At 28.9% G+C, this 12793-nt stretch carries 11 protein-coding genes; 9 read left to right on the top strand and 2 right to left on the bottom strand.

Annotated features, from left to right (window positions below; all coding sequences use genetic code 11):
- Window positions 1-343 precede the first annotated feature (343 nt).
- Window positions 344-2158, top strand: coding sequence for a CDC27 family protein (locus Q1X91_RS05275; protein ID WP_300754067.1), 1815 nt, complete (start codon window positions 344-346; stop codon window positions 2156-2158).
- Between the two features lie 9 nt (window positions 2159-2167).
- Here Q1X91_RS05275 and Q1X91_RS05270 read toward each other — a convergent pair whose 3' ends face one another.
- Window positions 2168-3313, bottom strand: coding sequence for a sugar diacid recognition domain-containing protein (locus Q1X91_RS05270; RefSeq protein ID WP_300754066.1), 1146 nt, complete (start codon window positions 3311-3313; stop codon window positions 2168-2170).
- Between the two features lie 221 nt (window positions 3314-3534).
- Between Q1X91_RS05270 and Q1X91_RS05265 the strand changes: the two genes are divergently transcribed.
- The 8 genes from Q1X91_RS05265 to Q1X91_RS05235 all read left to right on the top strand — a co-directional run bounded on the left by Q1X91_RS05265 (window position 3535) and on the right by Q1X91_RS05235 (window position 12253).
- A complete protein-coding gene (locus Q1X91_RS05265; RefSeq protein WP_300754064.1) occupies window positions 3535-4530 on the top strand; it encodes an NAD(P)-dependent oxidoreductase in 996 nt (331 codons plus the stop codon).
- Between the two features lie 22 nt (window positions 4531-4552).
- A complete protein-coding gene (locus Q1X91_RS15615) occupies window positions 4553-5074 on the top strand; it encodes an NAD(P)-binding domain-containing protein (RefSeq protein ID WP_366945494.1) in 522 nt (173 codons plus the stop codon).
- 12 nt (window positions 5075-5086) lie between these two features.
- Window positions 5087-5437, top strand: coding sequence for an NAD-binding protein (locus Q1X91_RS15610; protein ID WP_366945495.1), 351 nt, complete (start codon window positions 5087-5089; stop codon window positions 5435-5437).
- A 28-nt stretch (window positions 5438-5465) separates the two neighbouring features.
- Window positions 5466-6794, top strand: a complete 1329-nt coding sequence (locus Q1X91_RS05255; protein ID WP_300754061.1) for an enolase C-terminal domain-like protein — start codon at window positions 5466-5468, stop codon at window positions 6792-6794.
- Between the two features lie 45 nt (window positions 6795-6839).
- Window positions 6840-8252: a gluconate:H+ symporter gene (locus Q1X91_RS05250; RefSeq protein ID WP_300754058.1), complete on the top strand. Its 1413-nt coding sequence runs from the start codon at window positions 6840-6842 to the stop codon at window positions 8250-8252.
- Between the two features lie 40 nt (window positions 8253-8292).
- The gene (locus Q1X91_RS05245; RefSeq protein ID WP_300754055.1) at window positions 8293-9186 is read left to right on the top strand and encodes a dihydrodipicolinate synthase family protein; all 894 of its coding nucleotides are present in this window, start codon (window positions 8293-8295) and stop codon (window positions 9184-9186) included.
- Window positions 9187-9457: 271 nt separating this feature from the next.
- Window positions 9458-10972, top strand: coding sequence for a galactarate dehydratase (gene garD, locus Q1X91_RS05240; protein ID WP_300754052.1), 1515 nt, complete (start codon window positions 9458-9460; stop codon window positions 10970-10972).
- Window positions 10973-11125: 153 nt separating this feature from the next.
- Window positions 11126-12253 carry a glycerate kinase gene (locus Q1X91_RS05235; RefSeq protein ID WP_300754049.1) on the top strand — a complete coding sequence of 376 codons (1128 nt, stop codon included), beginning with the start codon at window positions 11126-11128 and terminating at the stop codon, window positions 12251-12253.
- Between the two features lie 82 nt (window positions 12254-12335).
- Here the strand turns inward: Q1X91_RS05235 and Q1X91_RS05230 are convergent, their stop codons facing one another.
- Window positions 12336-12728 carry a hypothetical protein gene (locus tag Q1X91_RS05230; RefSeq protein WP_300754047.1) on the bottom strand — a complete coding sequence of 131 codons (393 nt, stop codon included), beginning with the start codon at window positions 12726-12728 and terminating at the stop codon, window positions 12336-12338.
- Window positions 12729-12793 lie beyond the last annotated feature (65 nt).

Raw genomic sequence — 12793 nt, 5'->3', positions numbered from 1 at the left:
TCAGGTATTATAATACATTTAATACATATCTTTAAAATATAAAGTTCTAGTAATTGCATTTTTTGCAACTTTTTTGTGCGGCAAAAAAGTTGATAATTCAATATAATGTACATCAGTTGACAAAATGAAATCGTTCCAGTATATACTAAAAATATAGTTTTTGTCAAAGTTTTTTATTATTAAGTATGTGTTTTATAAAAAATAAATTATTTTTTAACTAACTGTATAATTATACATACAGAATGCCTAAAACCGTTATTTTTTTGTAATTGTAAAAATTAATAGGTTTAAATTTCTAAATAATCATTTATAATATAATATTAATATTATAAAAAGTTGGAATATGAAAAATATAGATAAATACCTCCAAGATATAGACAATTATATACAGAGCAGTAATTATGAAGATGCATTTTCTTTATGCAATAATATTTTAGATAATATTGATATTAATAATACAGAAGCCATATTTAAAGCAGGATATTGTGCATATAAATTAGAGAGATATGATATAGCGATGATTAATTTTTTAAAAGCATTATCATTAGATAAGTCCAATATTAATAAGGCTATGTATAAGTACTATATGGGAAGATGCTATGATATATTTAATTCATTAGAAGATTCTTTAGAATGTTTTAAGAGTGCATATAAATTAGATAAATCAAATCATTACTATGCTTTATGGTTAGGTATTACATATGCTAAAATAGGGGCTAATGATTATAATTATAATTTGGCTTTGCTTTATTTATATAAGGCTTTTGGTATAGAGGATAATTTATTATACAAATATGCAGGATATTGTCATATGCAGTTAAAGAGCTATTCTAAGGCTATAGAGTTTTTAGAAAAATCTATACTTTTGAAAAAAGATGATTATCTTGCAAGATATTATTTAGGATATACTTATTTTTCTGTTCAGATATATGATAAGGCACTTGAACATCTAAGCGAATCTTTAAAATTAAAAGATGATGAGTTTAACAGCTGGCTTTCTATAGGGATTCTTTATAAGATAATAGATGAGGAGTCTTTATCAGAGGAATGTTTGGAGAAGGCTAGAAATATAGCTTTGAATTATAGTGATAATATAGATTATCAGCTTGACTGCTTTATCAAACTTTCAGAGGCTGAGGAGAATGAATATTTAAACTATCTTTATCTTGGTATTTGTTATGCTAAACTTGAAAGCTATAAAAATGCTGTTCATTATTTATTAGAATCTATAGAAATAAATGAAAAATACAGCAGTGAAAATAATTATTTAGCATATTATTGGATAGGATATATTAATTATATAGACAGTGAGTATGAAGAAGCAGTTAAATATTTAGAAAAATCTATTAAACTTAACAGTGATGAAGAGGATTATTTGATTTTATTTTGGCTGGGTGATTCTTATTTTAGACTTAGTAATTATAAGAAGGCATTAGTTAATTTGCAGAAATCTTTAAACCTTAAAGAAGATGAAATAGAAACATATAAATTAATGGCAAAAACATATCTTGAACTTGGAGATAAAGATAAATATAACGAATATATCACTCAGTATAAAATACTATCAAGAAAAGAAAAACATCAAAATAATAAAAAAAATAATGAGCAATTAAAAAAGATGCAGGAAGATTATAATAATTATTTTAAATCTTTTTATTATTCATCAAAGAGCCGTACTAATGATATTGCATTAAAACAAAAAATATTTAATAATACTGCTGAAATGAAAGCAGTTCAGAATGATGAAGATATAACATTTTATGATAATTATTGTAATACAGTGAAAACTGATATTAATAATTTTCTTACATATTTATTTGAAAATATAGAAAAATCAGATCTATATCATTTATATTCATCAAGTACAGAAAAAAGGCATTATGTAGATTTTGATAATTTTAATATAGATAATTTTCTATACTATAAGGACATAGTAAAAAAGGCAGTTAGAATTGATTTTAATAAACATAAAGAAATACAGTATTTAAAGATAATTGATAATAATGACATTGATACTATTGCGATGGCTATAGATAATATAGAGAGGCTATTTAATTATACATCTCTTTCTATACTTCAGTTTATGGGATATTATCATCAAAAATATGATGTAGAGCTTTACTTTATACTTATGAATCTAATATTAAAATATTTATAAATTGTTTTACTACTTTTTTAATATTGCTGCTATTATATAAAACTTTATTCTATCGATATGACTATTTATTGGATCTAAACCTAGTATTTCTTTAATTTTTTTCATTCTATATAAAATAGTATTTCTATGCATAGAGAGTTTTTCGCAGGTTTTATTTATATTCATATCACATTTGCTCATAGTAATTATTGTTTCTTTAAATGCTGTATTCTTATTTATTATATTTAATGCATTTTTTAGTATCATAGATGAGCTTTCGAATCCTTCATTTAAAATGATATACTCTAAAATATAATCTTCTATAAAATATATATTGTTATTTGTATGTGTTATATAATTAAATAAAAAATTAGCCTGATCAAAGCTATTATGTATATCTTGCAGAGTATTAACTATTCCTCCGCACATAGCAGAAAATTTTATATCTATTTTTATTTCTTCTCTAAGGCATTTAAAAAAGAGTTTTATTATTTTCTTTTTGTCCTGTATTTTTTCTTTACTGTCAAAACTTTTTATTATTATAAATTGTTTATTTCCAATATATGTTATAATATCTTGTTTATAGAAATATTTAATTTTCTGCAGTTTATTTATAATATATTCAGATATTTTATACATATCATATTTATCATTATTTTCAATTTTTATTAGGCATACATTTCTATCTATATTAAAAGAATAGTTATTATTTTCTGCCCAAATATTAATAGATGATATATAATTATAAGATTCTTTAGAGATAATTTTATATATATAATTATTTAATGTTGTTTGTTTTAAGATTTGTTTGTCTATATCTATTTCTCTTTCAATTAATATTTCAGTAATCATTTTTACCATATTTGCTATTAGTTTGATTTCTTTAGGATTTCCAGTAACTCCTACAACTCCTATAATTTCTTTATTTATATATAATGGTATATTGACACCAGGCTTGCTGCTTTCTGTATCATTATCTATATAATCAAAATATTCCATACTTTTAGCATTTTTTATAACATCTAATGCTCCTAAATGTATTTTTCCTATTCTTTTTTCATCTCCGCTTGCTATAATTTCCCCATATTCATTCATAATATTAATATTTACCTCATAATTAATATTATCCATTATCTTTTTTAATAATCTTTGTGCTATTTTTTCGTCAATAGGCATAGTAATTTGTTCCTTATTGTTTTGTATATATAGATTTTTCGTATAAAATACAGTCAAATATTATAAGAAAAAACCAAAATATAGACCATTATTATGAAATTATAATATTTTTTGTATACATTATACAAAAACATATTTGATTATTATACTTTTTGTATAAAGATAATATAAGAAATTTGAATATAATCTAATTATAAATATCACTTATAATGGATGTTCAAATGAAAATAATAGCTTATTCTGTTAGAGATGAAGAAATAGAAATATTCAATTCATTTTCTTCCAAACTAAACTTTGAAATAAAATTGATATCAGAACATTTGAAAGAAGATAATATAAAACAGGCTGAAGGTTTTGATGCTGTAATATTTACTGGATCTGGAACTGTAAATAGAAAAGTATTAGAGGATATGAAAAGATTTAATATCAAATTTGCTGCTACAAAATCGGCTGGCACTGACAATATAGATTTAAAATCGGCTAAAGAATTAGGGATAAGATTTGCTAATGTTCCAAGCTATTCTCCTAATTCTGTAAGTGAGTATGCTGTTTTATGCGTTCTTTCTCTGCTTAGAAATTATAACAAATATATATTAAGAATTCAAAATCAGGATTTTACAATAAAAAATTTGCTGGCTAAAGAGATACGAAATCAGGTTATAGGTGTTGTAGGTGCTGGAAAGATAGGATCACTTACTGTAAAAACTTTATTCGGATTTTCTCCAAAAAAAATACTTATAAACGATGCATTTGAAAAAGATGAATTAAAATCGATAGCTCAATATGTATCATTAGATGAATTATATAATAATAGCGATGTAATAATTTATCATGTTCCATTATTAAAAGAGACTAAATATTTAATTAATTCTGATTCTATATCAAAAATGAAAGACGGAGTATTTATAGTAAATCTTTCAAGAGGGGAAATACTAAATACTAAAGATGCTTTTGAAGCTGTTAAATCTGGCAAAATATCAGCAATGGCATTAGATGTTTATGAGAATGAAAATAAATATTTCAGATTTGATTATAGAGAAAAGTACATAGAAGATGAATGCTTTGCTGCTCTTTTAAGACATCCTAATATTATTGTAACACCTCATATAGGATTTTTCACAGATGAGGCGGTAAGAAATCAAATAGAAACTTCATTAAATAATGTTTTAGAATTTTTAAAAACAGACAGTTGTCAAAATGAAATAATTTTTAAATAAAAATAAACAAAAGGAGTACAAAATGAAAATAGGATTTATAGGACTAGGAATCATGGGCAAACCTATGAGCAAAAATTTATTAAAAGCAGGACATGAGCTTGTTGTTTATAACAGATCTAAAGCATCAGTTGAAGAGCTTGCTAAAGAAGGAGCAAAAACAGCCAATAATCCAGCTGAAGTAGCTAAAGAATGTGAAGTTATTATTACTATGCTTCCTAACTCCCCTCAAGTTAGAGAAGTTTGTTTAGGTGAAAATGGTATTATAGAAGGTGCTAAAAGCGGAACTGTAGTAATAGATATGAGCTCAATAGACCCAGTGGAATCAAAAGCTATAGGAGCAGAACTTGCTAAAAAATCTATAGAACTTATAGATGCTCCAGTATCAGGCGGAGAACCTAAAGCTATAGACGGTACTTTATCAGTTATGGCAGGCGGTAAAAAAGAAGTATTTGATAAAGTATGCGATTTATTAAAACCTATGGCTTCTTCAGTAGTTTATGTAGGCGAATTAGGTTCTGGAAACGTAGCAAAATTAGCAAATTAGGTAGTTGTTGCTATCAATATTTCTGCTGTTTCTGAAAGTTTAATTTTGGCAAAAAAATTAGGTGCTGATCCAGAATTAGTTTATAAAGCTATAAGAGGCGGACTTGCTGGTTCTACAGTAATGGATGCTAAAGCTCCTATGATGCTTGAACATAATTTTAAACCTGGTTTTAGAATCGAACTTCATATAAAAGATTTAAATAATGCTTTGAATGCTTCTCATGCAGTAAACTCTTATTTACCTTTAACTGCTCAAGTTATGGAAATAATGCAGTATTTAAAATCTGACGGCTGTGCTGCTGATGATCATAGTGCCATATTAAAATACTATGAAAAAATTACAAATGTTTCTTTAAAAAAATAAATAAAAAAGTTTAGGGGGATAAAATATTATGAGTATTGATATAAAAATTGAAAAAATGGATATATACCCTGTGGCAGGAAGAGACAGCATGCTTTTAAACCTAAGCGGTGCTCATGCTCCATATTTTACAAGAAATGTAGTGATATTAAAAGATAGTGAAGGAAAAATAGGTGTAGGAGAAGTTCCGGGCGGAGAAAAAATTACTAAGGGACTTGAAAACATAAAATCAATAGTTGAAGGAAGCCGTATAGGAGAATATAAAAATACTCTTATCAAAATACAAAATTCTTTAAAAGATGAAAATGATGTAAGAGGAGCTCAGACATTTGATTTAAGAACAGGCGTTCATGTTATGACAGCAGTGGAAGCTCCTTTACTAGATTTACTTGGTCAAACATTGGGTGTTCCTGCTGCATCTCTTTTAGGAAACGGACAATTAAGAGATAAAGTATTGATGCTCGGCTATTTATTTTATGTAGGCGACAGAAAGAAAACAGATTTAGAATATTATCATAATGAAAGTGCTCCTAACAAATGGTACAAAATAAGACATGAAGAAGCTCTTACTCCTGAAGCTATAGTAGAATTAGCTAAAGCCTCAAAAGAATTATACGGTTTTAATGATTTTAAATTAAAAGGCGGAGTTTTAGAAGGCAAAGAAGAGATAAAAGCTATAAAAGCTCTAAAAAAAGCATACCCTGATGCAAGAATTACATTAGACCCTAACGGCGGCTGGCTTTTAAAAGAAGCTATAGAAATATGTAAAGATATGCATGGAATATTAACCTACTGTGAAGATCCTTGCGGAGCTGAAGGTGTATTTTCAGCAAGAGAAATAATGGCAGAGTTTAGAAAAGCAACAGGTCTTCCTACGGCTACTAATATGATAGCTACAGACTGGAGAGAGATGAGCCATTCTATTATACTTCAATCAGTAGACATTCCTTTGGCAGATCCTCATTTCTGGACTATGTCTGGTTCTGTAAGAGTAGGTCAGCTTTGTCATGATTTCGGCTTGACTTGGGGATCGCATTCAAATAACCATTTTGATATTTCATTAGCTATGTTCTCTCATACTGCAGCTGCTGTACCTGGAAATATTAATGCTATAGATACACATTGGATATGGCAGGAAGGTATAGAAAGACTTACAAAAGAACCTTTAAAAATAGAAAACGGATATGTAAATATACCAAAAAAACCTGGTTTAGGAATAGAACCAGATATGGATCAAATATTAAAAGCAAACAAACTATATAAAGAAAAATGCTTAGGTGCTGGAGATGATTCTATAGGAATGCAGTATTTAATTCCTAATTGGAAATTCAATCCTAAAAAACCTTGCTTAGTAAGATAAAAACTAATTAAGAAAAAACTAATAAATTATTAAAGAGGTATCAATATGGATGAAGCAACAAGAATGATATTAGGCCTTATACTAGGTGTCGGCATAATGATATTTTTGGTAATGTGTACAAAAATACATACATTTATAGCTTTATTAATAGCTGCTATGATAACAGGTATTATAGGCGGTATGCCGATAACAGATATAACAAATGCTGATGGTAAAAAGGTAACAGGATTAATAACAGCTATACAATCTGGTTTTGGAAGTACTTTATCCAGCACAGGAATCATTATAGGTTTAGGTGTTATGATGGGAGGTATATTAGAAAAATCAGGAGGAGCTGAAAGGCTTGCATTTACATTTATCAAATTTATAGGAAAGAAAAAAGAAGAATGGGCTTTAGGTATTACTGGATTAATAGTATCTATACCGGTATTTGCTGATTCAGCACTTTTAATTTTCACACCTTTATTAAAAGGTATGTCTCAGGTTACAGGAAAATCAGTTGTAGGTTTGGCACTTTCTTTGGCAGCAGGATTACAGCTTTCACACTCTCTTATACCGCCTACACCAGGTCCTCTTACTGCCGCTGGTCTTCTTAATGTAGATATGGGATCTATGATATTTACAGGTATTATAGTATCTATTATTCCGCTTATTGCTGCTATATTTTATACTAAATGGCTTGGTACTAAAATATATCAGATTCCAAATGAACAAGGCGGATTTGATAGAAAAGAGTTCAAAGCAGAATATATACGTTCTATGTCAGAGCTTGAAAAATTAATGGGTGCCAAACAGATGCCTTCATTTATGATGTCATTAGCACCTATAGTAGTACCTTTGATACTGATTTTTGCTAAAACTATATTAGATGTATCAAATGCAGAACTTGGGGCTTTTAATAGCGTAGTAGATTTTTTAGGAAGTCCTATAGCAGCTTTGATGATAGGAACTCTTATAGCTATTTACGGACTTGCTTTTAAAGACAGTAAAAAAGATGTATTAAAAGTTTTGGAAGATTCAGTAAAATCTACTGGTATGATAATGCTTATTACAGGTGCATGCGGATGTTTAGGAAATGTAATAAAAGTAAGCGGTTTAGGAAATGTATTGGGAGATGCTGTTGTTAATTTGCCTATACCTGCTTTGCTTATACCTTTTGTTATAGCTGCTTTGATGAGAATAGCTTTAGGTTCTGCTACTGTTGCTATAACTACAGCTGCTACTTTGACAGCACCTTTGATGTCTAGTTTGGGAGCTTCTCCTATACTATTAGCTCAGGCTTGCTGTGCTGGTGCTATATCTTTCTCATATTTTAATGACAGCGGTTTCTGGGTATTTAATGGTATGTTTGGAATAAGCGAATTGAAAGATCAGGTTATGTGTAAATTTGCTGTTTCTATGATAATGTCTATTTTAGCTTTGATAGTATTATTTATTATGCAGATATTTGTTAAATAAAAAAATTATTCGATAAAAAAATTATTCGGAGGATACAATTATGAGTTTTCAGCCAAAAGGAATTATTCCGCCTATAGTAACTCCTATAGACGATAATGGAAATATTAATTATAAAGTTTTAGAAGAGCTTTCTGTACACTTGATAGAAAGCGGTGTTCATGGATTATTTCCTATGGGAACAACAGGGGAGTTTTATGCTGTTGATGAAGAAGAATACAGAAAAGTTTTAGAAACTGTAAAAAAAGCAGCAGCTGGAAGAGTACCTGTTTATGGAGGTGTTAATAGCATATCTACAAGGGGTGCTTTAAGATTATTAAAAATATGTGAAGATGTTGGAATGGATGCTATTTCTGTGTTAACTCTAATGTTTATATCTCAGACACAAGATGAATTATATCAGCATTATAAAACTATAGCTTCTCATTCTTCATTGCCTATTGTATTATATAATAATAAACCTAAAACCAATATTACTATAGAGCCTAGTACAGTTGTTAAACTTGCTAAAATAGAAAATATAGTAGGTGTAAAAGACAGTACTGGAGATATGACTAATACAACAGAGTATATACGTTTAACTAGAGATAATGAGAATTTCAGTGTTCTTTTAGGAAGAGATACTTTGATATATGCAGGATTATGCTGCGGTGCTAAAGGTGCTATAGCTTCATGTGCTAATGTTGCTCCTAGATTAACTGCTGATATATATGATAAGTTTATGGCTGGTGATTTAAAAGGTTCTTTAGATGCTCAGTTTGCTCTTGCTCCTATCAGAATAATAAGTAATATGGGTACTTTCCCTGCTGTTATAAAAGAAGGATTAGTACAGCAAGGAATAAATGTTGGAAAATGTTTGGATCCTATACAAAGACTTAAAGATGATGAGATAGAAAAATTGAGAGTTGTATTAAGAGAAGCAGGATTAATAAAATAATTATATTAGACTTGTTTCAAAACTAATTTTATTTATAATTGCGGTGGCTAGTCCACACACCCATGCTTCTTTTGCCGTATAGGTACCTACTCGGTGGTGCCCAAAGAAGGATACTCTGTACACTTTCGGTGAAAGACTGCATGCTTATATACTAAAATAATAGTTTATAAAACATTATTCTTATAATTGATAAATTGTTAAATTTTTATATTTAATATTGTCAAGTACTTTTGAAACAAGTCTGTTATTGATTTATTAAAAGAGGGCAGTAATGAAAAAGTCTTTTATAAAAATTAATGAAAATGATAATGTAGTTGTAGCAATTAAGGATTTGAAAAAAGATTCTTATATAGATGACGGCTTTAAGGTTAATGACGATATACCTCAATCTCATAAAATAGCTTTGAGAGATATAAAAAAAGATGAGCCTATTATAAGATATGGTATTTGTATCGGGTACGCTTTAAAAGACATAAATAAAGGTGATTGGGTAAATGAGCATATATTGAGGCTTCCTTCTGCACCTAAATTAGATGATTTAGTATTTGCCAAAAATATTATTACTCAATTGCCTAAGCCTTCAAGAACTACATTTTATGGTTATGATAATGGCGACGGCAGATTTGCAGGTACTAGGAATATACTTGCCATAAGTACTACAGTACAGTGTGTTGCTGGGGTATTAAATGCGGCTTTAAAAGAGATTAGAGAGAAACTTCTTCCTAAGTATGAAAATGTTGATGATGTGGTAGCTATTAATCATGCTTATGGATGCGGTGTAGCAATAAATGCGAAAAATGCTGATATTCCTATAAGATCTTTAAGAAATTTAGTAAAAAATCCAAATTTTGGTTCTGAAGTTATGGTAATAGGATTAGGCTGTGAAAAACTTACGGTTGACATGCTTTTATATGAAAAATTGATAAATGATGATAATGTTATTATACTTCAGGATAAAAAAGGTTTTCATAGTATGATGAACTCTATTATGGAAATGGCAGAAAAGAAACTTGATAGATTAAATCAAAGAAAGAGAACATCTTTGCCTTTATCTAAACTTTGTATAGGTATGCAATGCGGAGGAAGTGATGCTTTTTCTGGAATAAGTGCTAATCCGTCAGCAGGTTATGCTTCAGATATGCTTGTATCAGGAGGGGCTACTGTTATGTTTTCAGAAGTTACAGAGGCAAGAGACGGAGTTCATATATTGGCAGAAAGATGTATAAATGATGAGGTAGGAAAAAAATTAGCTTCAGAGATGAAATGGTATGATGAATATTTATCTGTTGGAGAGGCAGACAGAAGTGCAAATCCTACACCAGGAAACAAAAAGGGCGGTCTTGCAAATATTGTTGAAAAGGCTATAGGTTCTATTGCTAAATCGGGAACTGCTCCTATAGTTGAAGTTCTTTCTCCCGGTGAAGTTCCTACTAAGCATGGTTTAATATATGCAGCTACTCCTTCAAGCGATATAGTATGCGGTCCTTCTCAGTTGGCTTCTGGAATTACATTACAGGTATTTATGACTGGAAGAGGCACTCCATACGGATTGGCTGAAGCTCCTGTTATAAAAGTATCTTCAAGAAATGATTTGAGAGATATGTGGAGCGACTTAATAGATTTCAGTGCTGGTGACATTGTTACTGGAGATGCTGATATAAAAGAAGTTGGAGAGAAGTTATTTAATGAAATAATAGATGTGGCTAGCGGTACAAAGAGAACATTTGCAGAAAAATATCATCTTTCTAATGATATGTGTATATTTAATCCTGCACCTATAACTTAATTAATATTTAAGTTGAATAAGACTTGTTTCATAATTACTATATATCAATTAGTATGAAACAAGTCTGTTCATAATAAATTTTATTCTAATATTAAAAAATAAAACTTATGATAAAATAATAGTGATTATTAATTATAATTAAGAGGAAATATAATGAAAAAGATAATAATAATACCAGATTCATTTAAGGGAAGTGCAAGCAGTATGGAAGTTTGCAGCTGCATAGAGAAAGGGGTATTAAAAGTATTTAAAAACGCTGAAATAAAAAAGATACCAGTTGCTGATGGTGGCGAAGGTACTGTTGACTCTATACTTTATGCTGCAGGAGGAAATATAAGAAAAGTAAAAGTAAGAAATCCTGAAGGAAAAATTGTAGAAGCTAAATATGGTATTATTAATAAAGATAAGGCAGTTATAGAAATGGCTGAAGCATCTGGTATTACATTAGTTGATGATAAAAATAGAAATCCTTTAAAATACTCTACTTACGGAACTGGAGAGCTTATAAAAGATGCTTTAAATAATAATATAAAAGAAATATTAATAGGAATAGGCGGAAGCGCCACCAATGACTGCGGTATAGGAATGGCTAGTGCTTTGGGATATAGATTTTTAGATAAGGATAATAATGAACTTGAAGCTATTGCTTTGAACATGATAAAAGTTAAATATATAGATGACAGCAATGTTGATAAAAGAATATTTGACATAAAAATAAGTGCTGCATGCGATGTTAAAAATCCGCTCTATGGAGAAAACGGAGCTACTGCTGTATACGGAAAGCAGAAGGGAGTTACAAAAGAGAGTTTTGATATACTCGATAATGGGCTTAAAAATATAGCGAGTGTTGTAAAAGAAAAGTTTAATAAAGAAATAGATTATATTGAAGGGGCAGGTGCAGCAGGAGGACTTGGAGGAGGACTTTTAGCTTTCTGCAATGCTGAGTTAAAAAGCGGTATAGATGCTGTGCTTGATATTATAGATTTTGAGGATCAGATAAAAGATGCTTCTCTTATTATAACTGGAGAAGGAGCTATTGACGGACAGACAAAAAAAGGGAAAGTACCAGTTGGTGTAGCAAGAAGGGCTAATAATATACCAGTAATTGCTATAGTTGGCGATATAAGAGATGGTGCTGAAGCTGTTTATGATTTAGGTATTGCTTCTATTATGCCTGCTTTAAAAAGGGCTATGCCTCTTGATGAAGCTATAAAAAACTCAAAAATGTTAATAGAAGATGCTGCTGAAAGAGCCTGCCGATTTATAAGCATTAATTTATAGATTAACTTTTAAATAAAAAAAGAGAGCATGATATTTTTTATTATGGTCTCTTTTTATTAAAAAATATTGATATTAAAAAAAATTATAAATTATTTTCAACAGCATATACGCTGAAGCAGCCTGTTTCTATGTCTTCTATATCATCGTCTATATTTTTTAATATGAACTTTAATTTTAATCCCAAAAAATAATTTTTATCTGATGCAATGTAGCGTTCTTTTTTATTATTACCTATACTCATATAATCATATACTTTCATATTAACATTTATATGAATATCAGAAATAACATATCCGTTTTCAAATACTTCTGTTGTTATAAGAGAGTATTTTCCTATATAATCATATTCAGAAACCGCATTATCAGAATATTTTTTTAATATTGAGAAATCTAAATAGCTTTCAGTATTATCTTTTATTACTCTTTCTATATTTTTATCTTTATAAATTTTTTCTCTAACTTCTTCTTTAGTCATAATTTTTAATACCCTAAATTATATTATTGCAATTATATATTAAAAATGATATAAATATCAAGTAT

The sequence above is a fragment of the uncultured Brachyspira sp. genome (assembly GCF_949287625.1).
Taxonomy (GTDB): domain Bacteria; phylum Spirochaetota; class Brachyspiria; order Brachyspirales; family Brachyspiraceae; genus Brachyspira.
The sequence above is the reverse complement of the archived record's forward strand: the minus strand, read 5'-3'. Positions and strand labels throughout refer to the sequence as shown.